The following is a 16,356-nucleotide window of genomic DNA, read 5'->3' on the forward strand; positions in this document are numbered from 1 at the left end:
GTCAGTCGAGCGGCGCGGGCCACGCGTTCTCGGGCAGGAGCGCGCTGAGCGGCGACGTACGGTCCCGACCCAGGACGACCTCGGTGGCGAGGTTGGCCGGATCGATCTGCCGAATGAACTCCCGGCACCGCCCACACGGCGGCAGAACGTAGAGCCGGCTCTCGTCACCACAAACCGCGACAATCTTCGCGATCTTGTACTCCCGAGCCGTCACCATGGCTGCGATCGCCGCATGCTCGGCACAGAATCCCGTACCCGACGACGTGTCGATACAGACCCCGACGTACACGTTCCCAGCCTCGGTAACCAGCGCCGACGCCACATCCCCGAACACCCGCTCGTCCACATGATGAGGATGCAAAACAGCCGCAGCCGCCTCAATCAACCCGTCATTGCTCGGTGCATTCACCCTCGCGAACCTAGCAACCCGACCCACCACAGGTCACCGGACTTACCGCTACGCCGCGGCTCGGGCAGACTGCGACGATGGGCGAGTCAGGTGTGGTGCTCAACGGCATTCGGCACTGGGTCCGTGTCGTGGGCGATCTACGGGCGGGGACACCGCTGGTCGTCGTCCACGGCACCTCGACGTACCGCGGATGGTCTTGCTGGGGATCTCGTTCGGCGGCGATCTCGCGGCGGAGTATGCCGTCGCCTACCCAGAACGCGTCGACCGCCTGATCATTCAGGGCACCGGTCTGGCTGGGCCGCTCACGCCGTCGCCGTGGGCAGCCGGCTTCGAGGCAGTCGCCGCGAATGACGACATGCGTACGGCGATCCGGGCTGCGGTCGCCAGGTCGGGGCCACGCGCGGTCTGGGATGTTGCCGATCGGGAGACAACCGACCGTTTCCTCTTCCACCAGTCCGCGACCGCGAAGCTCGTGCGCGGGCTGTGGGAAGAGAGCGGGCTCGTCAACACAGGTGACATGTCCGCAGCGCTTGCCAAGCAGCCGTCGCGGCCGGTGCCACTCGTCGACGAACTGGCCGGCCTCGACCTTCCCGTGCTGGTGCTGGTCGGTTTGTGGGATCGCAATGCAGGCGTCGACGCCTGCCGCGACCTGGTCACCCGTCTGCCGCGTGCCGTCCTCCGGGTGTTCGACAACAGCGCCCACTTCCCCAACGTCGAGGAACCCGACCGCTACATCACCGAGATTGCAGACTTCCTCGGGTAGCTCTGCAGTCAGTGAAGGGTTTCCTCGACGAGGTCGAGGTATGCGCTGGTGGCTGCGCGCGTCTTGGCATCGGGGAGCTGGGGGAGGAGTTCGCGGAGCGCGGCCAGTTGAGTGCTGCGATCGGCTTCGGGGAGGGGAGTGCCGGTGAGGAAGTGGATGGTTTGTGCGGCTGCTGGCGAGTGGCGGGCTACCTGCTTGCCGGCGATTGGGATTAGGGCGAGTCGGAGGGCCGCCTCTTCCTCCGGGGTTTTGGGGGTCGGCGGCTCGTGGTGGTCGTGGGTGGTTCGAGCTTGAGGGATGCCGTGGCGGTCGAACAGGACGGTGCTCTCGGGCGGCCAGGTCGCGAGGGAGAGTGGGACGACGTGCCAGTCGACCCACAGCGGTAGACCGTCGACGACGTACTGCGCGCTGAGCGCCCGAGTGCCGAGTGGGCCGTTGTGGCGGGCGTCGATGGTGAAGGTCCGATCGCCGGGCGGGAGATGGTTAGCGGTCGCGTGGCTGTTCAAGTGGGCGTCGTTGACGACGACGAGCAGGTCCACGTCGCTCCAGTCGTCGGCTCGGTCGGCGCCCAACGATCCGGTCAGGGCGGCGCCGAGTACGAGCGGGTCGTTGCGGAGGTCAGTCGTTGCAGCGCTCAACCAGCGGTCGCGGATCGCGGCCAGTCGGGGTGCGGGCGGACTGTTCACGCCGAGGACCTTAGGCGGTCGTGGAAGGCAGAATCCATGGAAATACCTGAGGTCGGTGGCGAGCGCTCACCGTTTCGGAGCCGGACCCGCTGCGTGAGGCAGGAACGGAACCGCGTCCCGCCGTACGACGTGGTTCAGGTTGATCTCTCGTATGCCGCAGTGCTCGATGCCCTGCTGCTCGGTGAGGGACTCGATCAGCATGCCGTGGCAGACGGCGATGAAGGGGTCGGCGTCGAGGGCGGCCTGGCGGTGTAGCGCGTCGAGCGCGCGTCGGCGTACCGAGGACTGTGGTTCCCACGTCCGCGTTTCGCCGGCCGGCCACTCGCCGTCGTGTCGATGGAAGTCGTCCGCAGCGGCGAAGGCCTCGGCCGAGCGCCAGGACAGCGTCGAGTCCGGGAGCCATTCGCGCAGGTCGACCTCGACCGCGGTCAGCGGGAGCTGCGTCTCCGCGGCGATCAGGCTCGCGGTCTGCAGCGCCCGGGTCATCGGCGAGGCGACGATCCGCCGCGCCCCACTGCCGCGGAGTCGCCGGCCGACCTGCCGCGCTTGCTCGGCCCCAACCGTCGACAACGGCGCGAAGTCCCTCGCCGGACCCCACCAACCCTCGGCGTCGAGTTGCTCGCCGTCGACAGCGCCATGCCGAACCAGCAGTACCCGCGTCACTCCTCCCCCGAGAAGCGTTCCCACGCGGACTGCCGGCTGACCCCGAGCGCTTCGCCGATGCGCGCCCACGTGACGGAGCGGGAGCGGAGCCGTTGCACGCGGTCCTGCACGGCCAGTTCCACCTGCCCGCGGGAGGCGTCGAGTCGCGCCACGTCGGCCAGCAACTCGTCGTCGCTCTTCCCGTCCAACGGCGGGAAAGTCGGGATCGGCTGGTCGGTCAGCACGCGTTCGCACAGCCCCACGCACTCGTTGCAGATGAAGACCCCCGGCCCGGCGATCAGCTGCTGCACCTCGTCCCGCACCTTCCCGCAGAACGAACACCGCAACACGTTGTCAGCCATCACTCTCCTCCACTTCTGTCAGGCCCACCCTGACACACTTGTCAGGCTAGCCCTGACGCGAAGCGAAGGTCAAGGACTCGGTCGGCCGCTGGCGGGGCAGAATCGGCGCGTGAACGCTGAGGGGTATGTGAGGTATCAGAGTCCGGTTCCGGATCGGCGCGGGCGGCGGATCGGGATCTTCGGGCTGGTGAACACGCTGGGGCACCGCGGGATGTTGAGCGCGGCGGAGGAGGAATTCCGGCGTACGACGAATGCCTGGTACGACGCGGCGTACCTGAATCCCTCGACCGTCGACCCGGCGGTGTACGACCGGGACGTCAACCCGCACGCGGCGGCCTGGTTCAAGCCGTCGGCCGTGCGGTTGTTCGAGCCGATCCCGCAGTACCTGGCGATCCTTGCCGCACACAACCTTCCGTGCGAGCGCTACACCTCGGCCGCGCCCGGCCGGGTGATCTACGAGGACGAGGACCAGGTCGTCGTCGTGCCGCACCACCCGGACGATCCCGAGCAGTCAACCACCATCCTGTGGTTGCCCCCGGCCCCGAAATGACATTGACGTGGTGAACTGGGCGTCGTACGACGACGCGTACGGACCGGCGGGGTACGTCGCGGCGCTCCCCTGGCCGCCGCGATCGTGTCGTCGGTCGACAGGCCCCGGGACGCGGGTGATGTGCGGCGGCAGTACGCGCGCGAGATCGGCGTACTGCGGGATCTCGCGGAGCGGAATCTCGCTCTGGCGGAGTCCGACACCGAGTTCGTCTACGCGCTGCAGGCGTTGCTGGCTTTCGAGGATGGGGGCGTGTGGCAACGGAATCTGGACAGCATCGCGGCCGGCGAACTGTCGCTGCAGTGCCCGAACTGTGCTGAGGATCTGCTGCTGTCGCTGGACGAGTTCACGACCGGCACGTGGGGCGACGAGCGGCCCACCACGGTCGAGCCCGGCGATGCCCGTGGAAGCCGGATGCTCGAACTCGCGGACCGGCATGGCCGCCGGGAGGTCGCGGCGCAGATCCCGTACCTCCTCGGCCGCACCACCTGTCCTGCCTGCCGGCGCGAGATCTCCATTCCCACTGCGGTGATCTAGACGCATGGGATTGGTGCTGGTCAACGGCTCGTCGGGGGTCGGGAAGACCGCGGTCGGGGATGAGCTGCGGCGGCGGGGGTACGGCGTTTTCGACGTCGATGGCGACCGCCTCGCGCGGTGGTTCGACAACGGGTCGGGCATTGAAGTGAGCATGCCGTCGTACCGGGATGACGCGTGGTTCGCGGAGCATACGTATCGGTTGCCGGTGGACACCGTACGGCGGGTCGCGGGTGCGGCCGGTGGCCTGACGTTCGTCTGCGGGACGGTGGGGAACGAGGGCGAGATCTGGGACCTGTTCGATGCGGTCGTGAGCCTGAGCGTCGACGCGACGACGTTGCGCCGGCGACTCGCGGGTCGGTCCGGCGGGTTCGGTTCGAGCCCTGCCGAGTTGGAGTGCGTCCTCGCCTGGCACGCCAACGTCGACGCCGACAACGCGCGGTACGGCGCCCTCCTGGTCGACGCGACCGGCACGATCCCCGAAGTCGCCGACCTGATCCTGACCACCCTCGCCGGGCAGACTCCCTCACATGATCAATGACTGGGAAGCGTCCGACCTACCGCGCGGGATCGTCGATTTGCTGCAAGTGCCGCAGTCGCTGACTGAGCTCGCCGACGCGCTCGAGGTGACCGACGCGCGCGTCCTCTGGTACCTCGGAAGGCTCCGCGACACCGGCCGGGTCGAAGAGGATGCCGGCGTATGGCGTCGTACCCCAGCCGGCGCGGAGCTCGCACGGACGCCGGCGCCTGAGCGTGGCCCGCAGACCGACCTGCCCGGGTCGAGCGTGCAGGACTACGTGCAGGCCTATGCGGATGTGGCGGCCGGGATGTTCGGCACCGGCTTCGTGCAGGACAGTGGAGAGCATGCGGGTCGGGTGCCGGGGGAGCGGGTGGCGGAGTTTCACGAGCGGTTGTTGAGTCTGGTCGACGAGTACTTCGCGCCGGGCAAAGTGGACCGCACCGCAACGCCGAAGTACGGGTTCCGGTGGGTGCTCACTCCGGTTGATCTGCACCCGCTCGAGGCGGGCCGCGCCGGGTGAGGTGAAGTGGGCTGGTGGATCACTTACCGTGATCCCCATGGCGTTTGCTGCGAAGGGGAGCAAGGGGGAGTCGTTCCTTGCCGTGGTGGTCGGTGGCGGGTCGGCGTTCGGGCTCGTGGTGATCACGTCGCGGGCGTGGAAGGCGTGCCGCGTGGACATCGCCGGGAGCATGCCGAACGGGCTGACGCTGCTGTTCCTCGGCCTGCCGCTCGCGTTGATCGTCAACCTGGTGCTGTTCACCGTGGTCTTCCGGTACGCCGGGAAAGCGTTCCTGTTCTCGCTCGTCGCGGCCGCCATCGCGCTCGCGATCGCCGACCTCGCCCTGTTCTCGTGGCAAGGCACCCCGGCCTCCTCACCCGGGATCTGCCCGGGCAACGTCCCTCCGTGGTGGCCAGCCTGGATCCCGACCTGATCCGCGGCCGATTGCGCGCCCGGACCGGCGGCCGTTTCTCCAGGCCATCACAATCGGCCGTCGGCTGCCTGGCCAGGCGTGAGCGCGCGCGGTTCCGGCGATTGTGATGGCCTGGAGGTCCGGCACCCGCGGCTTCCGGCCGCTGCGGAACCTGAACCGCCCGCGTCTAGATCATTCGCAGCAGGGCAGCCGCGCGTTCCGGGTCGCCGATGGTGGCGGCGGCCGGGAAGAGGCGGCCCCATGAGCCCGCGCGGGTCAGCTGACCGAGGCGCCGGGCGAGCTCGGCTGCCCGCCGCAGCTCCGGCAACGCGTACCCGTCCGCCGTCCACGGCTCGAGATACGCGTCCTCCAACCGCGAGACGACGTCCGCGCCGTGCTCCTCGGCCGCCCGGTCGAGCGCGACCAGCAGGCTGCAGAACGGATGACCCACGTTCGCGTCACCCCAGTCGAAGAACGTGTACCGCCCGGCTCCCGCGACCAGGATCTGACCATCATGCAGATCCGCATGATCCAGCGAATCCGGTACGCCGATCTCCGCGAACTCCTCGCACCACGCCACCAACCGCGGCCGGAACCGCCGCAACCGCTCCCGATCCGCCCCGCTCAGACTCCGGTTGCCGTCCAACGTGGCATCGAAGAGACGTGGCAGCGCCGCAACTCGCGCATCAGGTACGCCGAGCGCCAGCAAATCCCCCGCCCGCGCGACGAGACCCCGCTGCAACTCGGCGTACTGCGGTAAGACCTCGAACCAGTGCCGAACATCCACCGGCTGGGTGCGAAGCATCGGCCCGCCGTCCGGCAGCAGTGACCAGCCGCGGGCGGTGTCGACGGCGTACGGCGTGAGCACCTGCCCGGGCGTCCATCGGGCGAGTGCCTCGGCGAGCGCGGGCTCGAAGGCGCTCCCGGGTGACGCCGCCTTGAACCACACCGGTCGCTCCGCCTCGACCCGGATGATCACCGACCACGGCCGGAGCCGGACCCGCCGCGGACCGGTCTCGCCGACGCCGAGCGCCGCCAGCTCCCGGTCCAGCCAGTCGAGCGCCGCCGCTCGCCACGCCGGTTCCTCCCAGGGGGTCTGCGCCTCCGGATAGGAACCGCGGTCGATCTTCAAGGTCATAATCGGAGGATGGCACAGTGGCCGGACACCCCGTACCGAGTCGGGATCTCCGGCTGGCGCTATCCGCCGTGGCGCAAGGTGTACTACCCCGAGGGCCTCCCGCAGCGCGCCGAGCTCGAGTACGCGTCCCACCGCCTGAACTCGATCGAGCTCAACGGATCCTTCTACGCGCTCCAACGCCCGACGTCCTATCAACGCTGGTACGACGAGACTCCCGACGGCTTCGTCTTCTCGGTCAAGGGACCGCGCTTCGTCACGCACCTGAAGCGACTGGCCGACGTGGACGCTCCGCTGGCGAACTTCTTCGCCTCGGGTATCCTTGCTCTGGGCAACAAACTCGGCCCGGTCCTCTGGCAACTACCGCCGAACTTCCAGTACGACGCCGATCGCTGCGCGGCGTTCTTCGCGCAGTTGCCACGCACCACGGTCGCGGCGGCCGAGCTCGCCAAAGGTCACGACGAGCGGATGAAGAACCGCGCGCTGCTCGAGGCGAAGGTCGACATCCCGCTCCGGCACGCGATCGAAGTACGGCACGACAGCTTCAAGACGCAGGACTTCGTCGAGCTGGCGAGGGCGCATGACATCGCCGTGGTCTGCGCGGACACGGCCGGCAAATGGCCGATGTTCGACGACGTGACCGCCGGCTTCGCGTATGTCCGGCTGCACGGCGCCGAGGAGCTCTACGTCAGCGGGTACGACGACAAGTCGCTCGACCGCTGGGCGCGCAAGATCCGCTCCTGGAAATGCGACACCTATGTGTACTTCGACAACGACGTGAAGGTGCACGCGCCGTACGACGCGGAGCGGTTGGCCGGCCGCCTCGGGATCGGTTCGGCCGCGACCGAAGCATGACGGCCTTAGCGTCAGCGGCATGAACCCTGGAGAGCTCGTCGAGCAAGCGTTGGAACGGTCGCTGAAGCTGGTCGTCACCTGGCCGGCGTGGGACGGCGTACCGCGGATTTCCGACGACGGTCGGACCTTCACGCCGCACAAGGCGGTCCGCCGGATCGCCGATCACATGATCGATCACCTGGCCGAGGTCGAGGCGCTGCTGGCCGGCGTTCCGACGCAGCCCGACGAGTGGCACGCGAGTGCGCTGCTGTCGGCCGCCGACCTCGCGCCGTTCGCCCCCGAGGACGTCCGCGAGGCCGAGCAGCGCCTCTGCCGACTCGGCCGCACGTTCACTCTTCGGTACGCCGCCCTCGACCCGGCCGAGTGGGACAAGGACCGCAGCCCCAACTGGACACTTCGCCAGATCGCGGAGCACCTCACCGAGCTGGACTGGTACGCCGAGCAGGTCGGCGACCTGAGCTGACGGGCGGACCTCCACCACTCACCAACCGCGACCCGCGGTCCTGCGGCACGCTCGCCGACGGTCAGCCGGGGCCCGCCCGCGCGAGTTGGTGAGTGGCGGAGGTCCGGTCAGAACAGCCGCGCTCCGACCGGCTGCTCGATGTCGAGCAGGAACTGCTTCCGCTTGAGCCCGCCCGCGTACCCGGTGAGCGACCCGTTCTTCCCGATCACCCGGTGGCACGGGATCACGATCGACAACGGGTTCTGCCCGACCGCCTTCCCCACCGCCTGCGCCATCTGGGCCGGCTCCCCGAGCCGCGCCGCGATCTCGCCGTACGTCGTGGTCTCGCCGTACGGGATCTCCTCGAGCACAGTCCACACCCGACGCTGGAACTCGTCACCCGCCAGCCGGGTCGGCAGGTCGAACGACACCCGCCGACCGGCGAAGTACTCCTCCAACTGCTCGACGACGAGCGTGATGAGCGGGTCGGTCGACTCGACCCGCTCACCCAGCGTCTCAACCGTCGGCTTCACCCAGTGGTGCGGAAAGTAGACGCCGACCAGCACGTCCCCCGACACCACCACCGTGAGCTCCCCGATCCGGGTGCTGACCACCGCATGCCTGTTCATACCGATAGAACGCGGCAACACCCGGACGTGTGAGTCCTACGACCCGATCCGCTCCCGGGTCCGCTGCCGGAACGCCCGCCCGACCTGCGTCGCCTCGACGTGATGCAGATCGGTCACGGCCAGCTCTGGTGATCCCTCCCTCGGCACCTGAGCCACCCACTCACCGCGAGGGTCGACCACCCCGGAGGTCAGCCCGTCGTCCGGGTTGGCCGGCACGGCGAAGCTGATCCAGCAGGTGTTGTTCACAGCGCACCCACGGGCCTGCACCCCCACGTGCTCGTGGTGCGAGACTCCGTGCGTCGCGTACGACACCAGCACGCCGTCGGCGCCGAGCTGGTCGTACTCCGTGAACAACTCCGGGAACAGCACGTCCAGCCCGAGCGCGAGCCCGAACCGGAACCCGTCCACGTCGAACGTCACCGGCTTCTTGCCCGCCGAGTACATCCACGTGACCTTGGTTGTCGACAGCGTGCGCTCGTCGTACCGTGCGACCACTTTCCCCTGGTCGGACACGACATACATGCTGTTGTACGGGCGACCCTCCGGCTGCTGGTGCACCGAGGGGATCACCACCCAGATCCCGAGCTCGGCGGCGAGCGCGTTGATCTTGTCGAGCTCGGACTGCAGCACCGACCACTCGGCCTTGGACCAGTCGGACGCGCCGATCTCCTCCGGGCCGAGCTCGGACAGCACCTGCTTGCTCGGGAAGCAGATCGCGCCCTCGGTGAAGTGCACCAGACGGGCCCCAGCCGCGGCGGCCTGGCGGATGAAGTCGCGGATCTCGGCACCGGCCTCGCGGAGCTCGTCGGCGTTCGTCGGGTCGCGGTGCATCGACGTCTGGGCGACGGCGAACCGCAATGTCGTTTCTTCCGGCATGTCTTCTCCTGTCGGAGTCGGACGGAAGTGCCGGAGGGCAGTCGTGTAGGACTCGCCGGTTTTGGCGGCGCGGGCGCGAACCCGCTGTTTGAAGTTCCTGTGCGCTGTCATCTGGCCTTCCACGCACTCGCACGCGATCCCCCAGCGATCCGTCCGAGGCGACTGACCAGGACGAGCGGCCCGAGACAGGAAGTCCCTTTGCCTTCTCGTTGTGACCGAGCTGGGGCCGGTCGACGAAGGTGAGGCGCGGGCCGCGCCGGACCCACATCCTCGCCGAGCCGCTCGGCCGAGTCAATCAGCCTCGCGGCGCTTGTCGCGAGTCGTCTCGGGTCCGTGCGTCAGCGGCCCGCGAGTCAGCTCAGGCCCGTGCGTCAGCGGCGCAGGACATCGTCCGCGGCGTCCATGGCGACTCCGATCAGCTCCGGGTTGAGATCGACTACCGTGTTCCCGTCGGAGTCCAGTTTCCCGGTCTCGGTGATCGACAGACCGATCAGCGCGAGCGCCCCGGCACGCTGCCGCTGCAGGCGTGCGAACGTGTCCTCAGGACCCGCCGGGGTGCTCGTGTCGTCGTGCTCCCAGGCGGAGACGGCCTGCTCGGCGAGGGCGGCCGGCACCGTCACGCGGATCGCCGGCAGTCCGGCCGCGCGGAACGTCGTACCGATCAGGCCCAGCACTCGTGCGTCGTTGGCGTACACAGCCCTCGATGGTAGCGACCTCGGGCGGCATAAAGTCAGACCGTGACGCGGTTGTCATGGGGAGTACGCGAAGATGACGTTGGGAGCAGAGGGTGAGCATTCGAGTCGGGTACAAGGCGTCGGCGGAGCAGTTCGGGCCGCGGGACCTGGTGGAGTACTCCGTCCGGGCCGAGGAGCTCGGGCTCGACAGTGTGACCGTGTCGGACCACTTCCTGCCGTGGCGGCACGAGGGCGGTCACGCACCGTTCGCGCTGGCCTGGATGGCGGCGGTCGGTGAGCGGACCAACCGGGTGCTGCTCGGTACGTCGGTGCTGACGCCGACGTTCCGGTACAACCCGGCCGTGATCGCGCAGGCGTTCGCCACGCTCGGCGAGCTGTACCCGGGCCGCGTGATGCTCGGCGTCGGCACCGGCGAGGCGCTGAACGAGATCGCGGTGTCGGGGATGGAGTGGCCCGAGTTCAAGGAGCGGTTCGCCCGGCTGCGGGAGGCCGTGCAGCTGATCCGCGACCTGTGGACGAAGGACGGCGTCAGCTCCGAAGGCCCGTACTACAAGACCGTTGACGCGTTCATCTACGACCGCCCCGAGACCCCGCTGAAGGTGTACGTCGCCGCGGGCGGGCCGCTGGTCGCGAAGTACGCCGGCCGCGCGGGCGACGGGTTCATCGCGACGTCCGGCAAGGGCATGGAGCTCTACACCGACAAGCTGATCCCCGCCGTGAAGGAGGGCGCGGAGAAGGCCGGGAAGAAGTTCGAGGACATCGACCGGATGCTCGAGGTCAAGGTCTCCTACGACCGCGACCCGGCGGCCGCGCTGGAGAACACCCGGTTCTGGGCGCCGCTGTCGCTAACGCCGGAGCAGAAGCACAGCGTGACGAGTGCGACCGAGATGGAGCGGCTCGCCGACGAACTGCCGATCGAGCAGGTCGCGAAGCGGTGGATCGTGGCGTCCGACCCCGAGGAGGTCGTGAAGCAGTTCCAGCCGTACGTCGACGCGGGGTTCAACCACTTCGTCGTCCACGGTCCGGGGCAGGATCAGGAGCGGTTCCTGACCCAGTTCACCGAAGACGTTCTGCCGTTGCTGCGCAAACTGTCTTGAGCCTGACGGTCGGGCGCCGGACAATCGGCAGGTGCCCGACTTTCAGATCGTTCGCGATGACGACCCGCGGTGCGCCGAGCTCGAAGCAGCCGGCTACCGCGTGGTCGGGGAGTCCTGGGCCGTGCGGTTGTTCGACCCGGACCGCGAGCTGCTGGAGTCCGCCGTACGCCGGGTGAGCGCCGGCGGACTGACTGTTCGGGAGTTGGGGCCCGAGTCGGCTCCGGTCCTGCACGCGCTGGAGAAGGCGAACGAGGAGGACTATCCGTACACGCCGGCGACGCATCGGGTGGTCGGTGAGCTCGCCGACGTCCAGGCGCTCTGGCCCGAGCACCGGGTCTTCGGAGCCTTCGACGGCCACCGGCTGGTCGGCGCCACCGTGATCCGCGACCACGACGGCTACGGCGACACCGCCTTCACGTCGGTGCTGACCACCCACCGCCGCCGCGGGGTCGCCCAAGCCGTCAAGGCGGCGTCGATCCTCGCCTTCCTCGACATCGGCATCACCCGCTTCAGCACCGGCGGAGCCGCCGCCAACCAGGCCAGCCTCCAAACCAACCAGTCCCTCGGCTACAAACTCACAGAACAGTGGCGAACCTACGCCCCCCAGTAGCCCGCCCTCACCCACACGCACCTGCCTCGCGCGACGCGCCCCCGCGCCACAACTCGGGACCTGAGACCTGCACCAGGGACCTGGAACAGGCAATAACAGGTCCCACCCCACCACTACCTGTCTCAGGCCCCACCAACAGGCGGGTTTAGTGCAGGTCTTCGGAGAGGGACTTGGCGGCTTGGGTTAGGAGGGGGACGGCGCGTTCTACGAGGTCTTCGGTCATGCGGCCGGCGGGGCCGGAGATGGAGATGGCGAGGTGGGTGGGGGCGTCGGGGACGGCGACCGCGACGCAGCGGACGCCGACCTCCTGTTCGCCTTCGTCGGTCGCGTAGCCGCTGTCGGCCGCCTGATGGAGCTGGGTGGTGAAGGCTTCGGGGGTGGTGAGCGTGTTGCCGGTGTGCTGGGGCATGCCGGTGCGGTGCAGGAGTTCGCGGACCTCGGCGTCCGGGAACTGGGCGAGGATCGCCTTGCCGACCGCGGTGCAGTGTGGGAGGACCCGGCGGCCGACCTCGGTGAACATCCGCATGGAGTGCCGGGACGGGACCTGCGCGAGGTACACGATCTGGTCGCCGTCGAGCATCGCCATGTTCGCGGACTCGCCGAGCTCGTCGACCAGGTGGGCCAGATGCGGCCGGGCGAACACACTGAGCATGTGCGACGAACTCTCCCCGAGCCGGATCAGCTTCGGCCCGAGCACGTACTGGCGCGACGGCTCCTGGCGCAGGTACCCGAGGTCGACCAGGGTCCGGACCAGCCGGTGGATCGTCGGCAGCGGCAGGCCGGAGGCCGTGGCCAGCTGGGACAGGCCCATCATCCCGCCCGCGTCGGCCATCGTCTCGAGCAGCCCGAACGCACGCTCGATCGACTGCACGCTGCCGGTGCGCGGCTTGCCGCCGTTCGTCTCCGCCATTGAAGCCCCTTTCCGGATGACGGAAGTTTAGCGCCAGATCCCGGAAGCGCGAATGCTTGTGCCTTCCGCAAAGTAGATATTAGTCTCCACAATACGGAAAGCTGAGGAGGCGGCCGCATGAGCCTGAATGACCCGTACGACCTGGCTGATCTGGTGACCGAGCTGGACCGGCGTTTGGCGGCCGCGGACGCGGCGCTGGCCGCGGACTACCGCGGCGATCGAGGGGTCCGCCAGCCGATCCACACTGTCTACGTCCCAGCCGATCGGTACGACGCGGGCACGGTGGCCGACTGGGGCGCCCAAGCGCGGGCGGCGCTCGACGAGCACGCCGGGTCCGCGGCAGCGTTCGCGAAAGTGCTCGACCTTCCGGCCGATCTGGCGGACGAGGTCTACGACCGGGTCCGCGCGAAACTCGAGCGCGAGCCGATCGAGGACCTGCGCGTCGACTTCGAGGACGGCTACGGCAACCGGCCGGACGATGAGGAGGACGCCGCGGCGATCGCCGCTGCTCAAACGTTCTCCGACCGGACGCCGTACTACGGTCTGCGGATCAAATCGTTGGAGGCGCCAACCAGACGCCGCGCCGTCAGAACGCTCGACCTCGTCATCAAGAACCTCGGCACGATCACCGACGGCTTCGTCATCACGCTGCCGAAGGTGACCTCGGTCGAGCAGGTCGAGGCGATGGTGTTCGTCCTCGAAACGCTCGAGCGCGCCTACGGCGTACCGCAGTTGAAGTTCGAGATCCAGGTCGAGACGCCGCAGGCGATCCTCGGTGCCGACGGGACCGCGTTGATCGCCCGGATGATCAAGGCCGGCGGCGATCGCGTCACCGGTCTGCACTACGGGACCTATGACTATTCCGCGTCGCTCGGCGTCGCGGCGGCGTACCAGAGCATGGAGCACCCGGTCGCGGACCACGCCAAGGACGTCATGCAGCTCGCCGCGGCCGGCACCGGTGTCTTCGTGTCCGACGGTTCCACCAACGTCCTCCCGGTCGGCGACGCCGTCCACGACGCCTGGCGCCTGCACTTCCGGCTGGTACGGCGCTCACTCGCGCGCGGCATCTATCAGGGCTGGGACATGCACCCCGCCCAGCTCCCGACCCGCTTCGCCGCGACGTACCTGTTCTATCGGGAAGGGTTCGAGCAGGCCGCGCTACGCCTGCGGGCGTACCTCGGCGACGGTGAGTCCGGCTACCTGGACGAGCCCGCGACGGCGGCCGCGCTCGCCGGTTTCGTCCTGCGCGGCATCGAGTGCGGAGCGATCGACACGACCGAGTTCGACACGACCGGTCTCGCCAAGCTGGCCCGCCGAGCAGTGCCGGAGAGTTAGCCTCGCGGCATGCGACTGGTTGCGGAGTTCACCACGGAACCCTTCGAGGTCGAGGGTTCGCCACCCGCGCACGCCACCGAGGCGTTGCGTGCCGCCGAGGAGGCCGGGCTCGACTGTGAGTTCGGCCCGCTCGGCACACAGGTCAGCGGCGAGCAGCACCTGCTGCTGCCCGCGCTGCCGAAAGTGCTCGAAGCCGCGTTCGCCGGCGGCGCGAGCCAGGTGACGCTGCAGGTACGCCGCGATGCCTGAGCCGCACCCGCTGGTCCAGGCGATCGGCCCGTTGATCGAACGGCTGAACGCGGAACTCGTCGACCCGGCCGACGCCCGCGCGGACGACGTACCGCTGGCGTGGGACGGGGAGCCGGTGGTCGCGGTGCGGCTGCCGGCCAAGGGTGGGGTGCAGGGGCTGCTCGCGGAGGTGGCGGACGAACTGGGCGGGCCGCTCAATGAGCTCCCCAGGTCGCAGAAGCAGCAGGCGGTGCTGATGCTGGAGGCGCGCGGCGCGTTCGAGTTCCGGAAGTCGGCGGAGATCGTGGCCGAGGCGCTCGGCGTCACGCGCTTCACCGTGTACAACTACCTGAACCGCGCCCGCTGATTTTCAACAAACTGTTGACGACGAGCGGGGCGGGTGTCACGCTCTCGTCATACGGAAAGTCGATTTCGGGATTCGAGAAGGTGTGACCGTGGATCTGTTGGAGTTCAACTCCGCTCCGACCGACCGGCTGCGGCCGGAGCTGGCGGCCTGCTGTGACGTGCCGCGCTGGGTCGACGCGATCCTGGCCAAGCGGCCGTACGGCGACGTCGCCGCGCTGACCGCGGTCGCCGACCAGGCGCTCCGGGAGCTCGACGACGACGAGGTCGATCGTGCTCTGCAGGCGCACCCGCGGATCGGTGACCGGCCGCAGGGCGCGAGCACCGAGGCGGCCTGGTCGCGCACGGAACAGTCCGGTGTCGACCAGGACTCCCGGGAAGCTCTTGCCGAGGGCAACCGTCAGTACGAGGACCGGTTCGGCCGGGTGTTCCTGATCTGCGCCACCGGGTTGTCGGCGGCGCAGATGCTGAGCAGTCTGCGGGAACGTCTGACGCACGACGACGCGACCGAAGCGGCCGTCGTCCACGAGGAGTTGCGCAAGATCGCGCTGCTCCGGCTGGCGAAAGTGGTGACCGCATGAGCAGCCTCAGTACGCACGTCCTCGACACCGCGCTGGGACGGCCGGTCCAGAACATCCAGGTCCGGCTGTACCGCGGCGACGTCCTCGAAGCCCGCGGTACGACGGACCAGGACGGCCGGATCGGCGAACTCGCGCCCGAGCTCGAGCACGGCACGTACCGGCTCTGGTTCGACGTCGCGGCGTACGCGGAATCCACCGGCCAGGCCATCTTCTTTCCCGAGGTCTCCGTGACCTTCACGGTCGCCGACGAGCGGCACTACCACGTCCCCCTGCTGCTCAGCCCGTTCGCGTTCTCCACCTACCGAGGGAGCTGATCCCGATGGCCATCCACCTGGGAGCCAACCAGTACGGCAAAGCCGAGAGCCGCGTCGTCCGCATCTACCGCGACACGCCTCGCCACCAGATCCGCGACCTCAACGTGTCGACCGCGCTGCGCGGCAACTTCGAGGCCGCGCACACCACCGGCGACCAGAGCGACGTACTGCCGACCGACACCCAGAAGAACACCGCCTTCGCGTTCGCCAAGGAGAAGGGGATCGGCGCGATCGAGGACTACGCACTCACCCTCGGCGCGCACTTCCTGGACGCGTCGGCCGCCGCGGAGGGTGCCCGGGTCGAGGTCGAGGAGTACGCCTGGGAGCGGATCCAGGTCGACGGCCAGGGCCACGACCACTCGTTCGTTCGCTCCGGCGGTGGCGTCCGGAACACGGTCGTCAACGTCGAGGGCCGCGGCGCCGACCGGAAGGCGTACGTCGTCTCGGGGATCAGCGACCTCGTCGTCCTGAAGTCGACCGGGTCGGAGTTCCACGGGTTCCTGAAAGACAAGTACACGACGCTGCAGGAGACGAACGACCGGATCCTGGCCACGTCACTGGTTGCGCGCTGGCGCTACGACCAAACCGACGTCGACTGGGACAAGTCGTACGACGAGATCAAGGGACTGCTGCTCGAACAGTTCGCGAAGATCCACAGTCTCGCGCTGCAGCAGACGCTCTACGGGATGGGTCAGGCGGTCCTCGAGCAGCACCCGGAGGTCGCCGAGATCAAGTTCTCGGCGCCGAACAAGCACCACTTCCTCGTCGACCTCTCGCCGTTCGACGTCGAGAACCCGGGTGAGGTGTTCATCGCCGCGGACCGTCCGTACGGGCTGATCGAGGCGAGCGTGACCCGCGACGACGCGAGCGACGCCGGCAGCGCGTGGCACGCCGTACCAGGGTTCTGCTGAC

General features: G+C 68.8%; 25 protein-coding genes. 16 read left to right on the forward strand and 9 right to left on the reverse strand.

The features are described 5' to 3' along the window. Nucleotide 1: 1 nt before the first annotated feature. On the reverse strand, nucleotides 2-346 hold the full coding sequence (locus ACWGID_RS17175) for a cytidine deaminase family protein (RefSeq protein ID WP_452197532.1): 345 nt from the start codon (nucleotides 344-346) through the stop codon (nucleotides 2-4). A 46-nt stretch (nucleotides 347-392) separates the two neighbouring features. Between ACWGID_RS17175 and ACWGID_RS17180 the strand changes: the two genes are divergently transcribed. Continuing rightward, nucleotides 393-1,172, forward strand: coding sequence for an alpha/beta fold hydrolase (locus tag ACWGID_RS17180; protein ID WP_452197534.1), 780 nt, complete (start codon nucleotides 393-395; stop codon nucleotides 1,170-1,172). 8 nt (nucleotides 1,173-1,180) lie between these two features. Here the strand turns inward: ACWGID_RS17180 and ACWGID_RS17185 are convergent, their stop codons facing one another. The 3 genes from ACWGID_RS17185 to ACWGID_RS17195 form a co-directional block, all read right to left on the reverse strand. Next, nucleotides 1,181-1,858, reverse strand: coding sequence for a hypothetical protein (locus tag ACWGID_RS17185; RefSeq protein ID WP_452197536.1), 678 nt, complete (start codon nucleotides 1,856-1,858; stop codon nucleotides 1,181-1,183). 66 nt (nucleotides 1,859-1,924) lie between these two features. Next, a complete protein-coding gene (locus ACWGID_RS17190; RefSeq protein ID WP_452197538.1) occupies nucleotides 1,925-2,521 on the reverse strand; it encodes a histidine phosphatase family protein in 597 nt (198 codons plus the stop codon). Next, on the reverse strand, nucleotides 2,518-2,862 hold the full coding sequence (locus tag ACWGID_RS17195; protein ID WP_452197540.1) for a ClpX C4-type zinc finger protein: 345 nt from the start codon (nucleotides 2,860-2,862) through the stop codon (nucleotides 2,518-2,520). The genes ACWGID_RS17190 and ACWGID_RS17195 overlap by 4 nt, the downstream gene beginning before the upstream one ends. A gap of 109 nt (nucleotides 2,863-2,971) precedes the next feature. Between ACWGID_RS17195 and ACWGID_RS17200 the strand changes: the two genes are divergently transcribed. The 5 genes from ACWGID_RS17200 (at nucleotide 2,972) to ACWGID_RS17220 (ending at nucleotide 5,395) form a co-directional block, all read left to right on the forward strand. Next, on the forward strand, nucleotides 2,972-3,412 hold the full coding sequence (locus tag ACWGID_RS17200) for a hypothetical protein (protein ID WP_452197542.1): 441 nt from the start codon (nucleotides 2,972-2,974) through the stop codon (nucleotides 3,410-3,412). Between the two features lie 120 nt (nucleotides 3,413-3,532). Then, nucleotides 3,533-3,946, forward strand: a complete 414-nt coding sequence (locus ACWGID_RS17205) for a hypothetical protein (RefSeq protein WP_452197544.1) — start codon at nucleotides 3,533-3,535, stop codon at nucleotides 3,944-3,946. 4 nt (nucleotides 3,947-3,950) lie between these two features. Further along, entirely contained in the window at nucleotides 3,951-4,484 is a 534-nt protein-coding gene (locus ACWGID_RS17210) for an AAA family ATPase (protein ID WP_452197546.1), read from the forward strand. Continuing rightward, nucleotides 4,474-4,983: a hypothetical protein gene (locus ACWGID_RS17215; RefSeq protein ID WP_452197547.1), complete on the forward strand. Its 510-nt coding sequence runs from the start codon at nucleotides 4,474-4,476 to the stop codon at nucleotides 4,981-4,983. The genes ACWGID_RS17210 and ACWGID_RS17215 overlap by 11 nt, the downstream gene beginning before the upstream one ends. A 37-nt stretch (nucleotides 4,984-5,020) precedes the next feature. After that, nucleotides 5,021-5,395 carry a hypothetical protein gene (locus ACWGID_RS17220; protein ID WP_452197549.1) on the forward strand — a complete coding sequence of 125 codons (375 nt, stop codon included), beginning with the start codon at nucleotides 5,021-5,023 and terminating at the stop codon, nucleotides 5,393-5,395. A 166-nt stretch (nucleotides 5,396-5,561) separates the two neighbouring features. On the opposite strand, the gene ACWGID_RS17225 is transcribed toward ACWGID_RS17220, so the two are convergent. Then, the gene (locus ACWGID_RS17225; protein WP_452197551.1) at nucleotides 5,562-6,512 is read right to left on the reverse strand and encodes a phosphotransferase; all 951 of its coding nucleotides are present in this window, start codon (nucleotides 6,510-6,512) and stop codon (nucleotides 5,562-5,564) included. A gap of 9 nt (nucleotides 6,513-6,521) precedes the next feature. Here ACWGID_RS17225 and ACWGID_RS17230 point away from each other — a divergent pair, with 9 nt between their 5' ends. Both ACWGID_RS17230 and ACWGID_RS17235 read left to right on the forward strand, forming a co-directional pair. Then, the gene (locus tag ACWGID_RS17230; RefSeq protein WP_452197553.1) at nucleotides 6,522-7,364 is read left to right on the forward strand and encodes a DUF72 domain-containing protein; all 843 of its coding nucleotides are present in this window, start codon (nucleotides 6,522-6,524) and stop codon (nucleotides 7,362-7,364) included. Nucleotides 7,365-7,383: 19 nt separating this feature from the next. Beyond that, nucleotides 7,384-7,827, forward strand: coding sequence for a hypothetical protein (locus tag ACWGID_RS17235; RefSeq protein WP_452197555.1), 444 nt, complete (start codon nucleotides 7,384-7,386; stop codon nucleotides 7,825-7,827). Nucleotides 7,828-7,934: 107 nt separating this feature from the next. On the opposite strand, the gene ACWGID_RS17240 is transcribed toward ACWGID_RS17235, so the two are convergent. The 3 genes from ACWGID_RS17240 to ACWGID_RS17250 form a co-directional block, all read right to left on the reverse strand. Next, nucleotides 7,935-8,435, reverse strand: a complete 501-nt coding sequence (locus ACWGID_RS17240) for a methylated-DNA--[protein]-cysteine S-methyltransferase (RefSeq protein WP_452197557.1) — start codon at nucleotides 8,433-8,435, stop codon at nucleotides 7,935-7,937. A gap of 36 nt (nucleotides 8,436-8,471) precedes the next feature. Next, nucleotides 8,472-9,311 (reverse strand): carbon-nitrogen hydrolase family protein, encoded by an 840-nt coding sequence (locus ACWGID_RS17245; protein WP_452197558.1) that lies wholly within the window; start codon nucleotides 9,309-9,311, stop codon nucleotides 8,472-8,474. 371 nt (nucleotides 9,312-9,682) lie between these two features. Further along, entirely contained in the window at nucleotides 9,683-10,006 is a 324-nt protein-coding gene (locus ACWGID_RS17250; RefSeq protein WP_452197560.1) for a hypothetical protein, read from the reverse strand. Nucleotides 10,007-10,098: 92 nt separating this feature from the next. Between ACWGID_RS17250 and fgd the strand changes: the two genes are divergently transcribed. Both fgd and ACWGID_RS17260 read left to right on the forward strand, forming a co-directional pair. Further along, nucleotides 10,099-11,103, forward strand: coding sequence for a glucose-6-phosphate dehydrogenase (coenzyme-F420) (gene fgd / locus ACWGID_RS17255; protein WP_452197562.1), 1,005 nt, complete (start codon nucleotides 10,099-10,101; stop codon nucleotides 11,101-11,103). 31 nt (nucleotides 11,104-11,134) lie between these two features. Then, complete coding sequence (locus tag ACWGID_RS17260; RefSeq protein ID WP_452197564.1) at nucleotides 11,135-11,713, forward strand: GNAT family N-acetyltransferase; 579 nt, start codon at nucleotides 11,135-11,137, stop codon at nucleotides 11,711-11,713. A gap of 145 nt (nucleotides 11,714-11,858) precedes the next feature. Here ACWGID_RS17260 and ACWGID_RS17265 read toward each other — a convergent pair whose 3' ends face one another. Beyond that, nucleotides 11,859-12,623: an IclR family transcriptional regulator gene (locus ACWGID_RS17265; RefSeq protein ID WP_452197566.1), complete on the reverse strand. Its 765-nt coding sequence runs from the start codon at nucleotides 12,621-12,623 to the stop codon at nucleotides 11,859-11,861. A gap of 117 nt (nucleotides 12,624-12,740) precedes the next feature. On the opposite strand from ACWGID_RS17265, the gene ACWGID_RS17270 reads away from it, so the two are divergent. The 6 genes from ACWGID_RS17270 (at nucleotide 12,741) to pucL (ending at nucleotide 16,355) form a co-directional block, all read left to right on the forward strand. Then, entirely contained in the window at nucleotides 12,741-13,958 is a 1,218-nt protein-coding gene (locus ACWGID_RS17270; protein WP_452197567.1) for a DUF6986 family protein, read from the forward strand. Between the two features lie 9 nt (nucleotides 13,959-13,967). Next, on the forward strand, nucleotides 13,968-14,207 hold the full coding sequence (locus tag ACWGID_RS17275; protein ID WP_387767607.1) for a thiamine-binding protein: 240 nt from the start codon (nucleotides 13,968-13,970) through the stop codon (nucleotides 14,205-14,207). Beyond that, nucleotides 14,200-14,553, forward strand: coding sequence for a helix-turn-helix domain-containing protein (locus ACWGID_RS17280; RefSeq protein WP_452197569.1), 354 nt, complete (start codon nucleotides 14,200-14,202; stop codon nucleotides 14,551-14,553). The genes ACWGID_RS17275 and ACWGID_RS17280 overlap by 8 nt, the downstream gene beginning before the upstream one ends. An 88-nt stretch (nucleotides 14,554-14,641) precedes the next feature. Beyond that, nucleotides 14,642-15,130 carry a 2-oxo-4-hydroxy-4-carboxy-5-ureidoimidazoline decarboxylase gene (gene uraD, locus ACWGID_RS17285; protein ID WP_452197571.1) on the forward strand — a complete coding sequence of 163 codons (489 nt, stop codon included), beginning with the start codon at nucleotides 14,642-14,644 and terminating at the stop codon, nucleotides 15,128-15,130. After that, entirely contained in the window at nucleotides 15,127-15,444 is a 318-nt protein-coding gene (gene uraH / locus ACWGID_RS17290; RefSeq protein ID WP_452197573.1) for a hydroxyisourate hydrolase, read from the forward strand. Before uraD ends, uraH begins: the two co-directional genes overlap by 4 nt. A gap of 5 nt (nucleotides 15,445-15,449) precedes the next feature. Then, nucleotides 15,450-16,355, forward strand: coding sequence for a factor-independent urate hydroxylase (gene pucL, locus ACWGID_RS17295; RefSeq protein ID WP_452197575.1), 906 nt, complete (start codon nucleotides 15,450-15,452; stop codon nucleotides 16,353-16,355). Nucleotide 16,356: the final 1 nt, after the last annotated feature.

Source organism: Kribbella sp. NPDC054772 (assembly GCF_053611945.1).

What these genes read in the sequence shown, in the direction of transcription:
- uraH (WP_452197573.1), top strand. Translation starts at nt 15,127, where the DNA reads ATGAGCAGCCTCAGTACGCACGTCCTCGACACCGCGCTGGGACGGCCG.
- ACWGID_RS17245 (WP_452197558.1), bottom strand. Translation starts at nt 9,311, where the DNA reads ATGCCGGAAGAAACGACATTGCGGTTCGCCGTCGCCCAGACGTCGATG.
- ACWGID_RS17215 (WP_452197547.1), top strand. Translation starts at nt 4,474, where the DNA reads ATGATCAATGACTGGGAAGCGTCCGACCTACCGCGCGGGATCGTCGAT.
- ACWGID_RS17230 (WP_452197553.1), top strand. Translation starts at nt 6,522, where the DNA reads ATGGCACAGTGGCCGGACACCCCGTACCGAGTCGGGATCTCCGGCTGG.
- ACWGID_RS17280 (WP_452197569.1), top strand. Translation starts at nt 14,200, where the DNA reads ATGCCTGAGCCGCACCCGCTGGTCCAGGCGATCGGCCCGTTGATCGAA.
- ACWGID_RS17225 (WP_452197551.1), bottom strand. Translation starts at nt 6,512, where the DNA reads ATGACCTTGAAGATCGACCGCGGTTCCTATCCGGAGGCGCAGACCCCC.
- ACWGID_RS17195 (WP_452197540.1), bottom strand. Translation starts at nt 2,862, where the DNA reads ATGGCTGACAACGTGTTGCGGTGTTCGTTCTGCGGGAAGGTGCGGGAC.
- ACWGID_RS17240 (WP_452197557.1), bottom strand. Translation starts at nt 8,435, where the DNA reads ATGAACAGGCATGCGGTGGTCAGCACCCGGATCGGGGAGCTCACGGTG.
- pucL (WP_452197575.1), top strand. Translation starts at nt 15,450, where the DNA reads ATGGCCATCCACCTGGGAGCCAACCAGTACGGCAAAGCCGAGAGCCGC.
- ACWGID_RS17210 (WP_452197546.1), top strand. Translation starts at nt 3,951, where the DNA reads ATGGGATTGGTGCTGGTCAACGGCTCGTCGGGGGTCGGGAAGACCGCG.
- ACWGID_RS17235 (WP_452197555.1), top strand. Translation starts at nt 7,384, where the DNA reads ATGAACCCTGGAGAGCTCGTCGAGCAAGCGTTGGAACGGTCGCTGAAG.
- ACWGID_RS17265 (WP_452197566.1), bottom strand. Translation starts at nt 12,623, where the DNA reads ATGGCGGAGACGAACGGCGGCAAGCCGCGCACCGGCAGCGTGCAGTCG.
- ACWGID_RS17270 (WP_452197567.1), top strand. Translation starts at nt 12,741, where the DNA reads ATGAGCCTGAATGACCCGTACGACCTGGCTGATCTGGTGACCGAGCTG.
- ACWGID_RS17275 (WP_387767607.1), top strand. Translation starts at nt 13,968, where the DNA reads ATGCGACTGGTTGCGGAGTTCACCACGGAACCCTTCGAGGTCGAGGGT.
- ACWGID_RS17220 (WP_452197549.1), top strand. Translation starts at nt 5,021, where the DNA reads ATGGCGTTTGCTGCGAAGGGGAGCAAGGGGGAGTCGTTCCTTGCCGTG.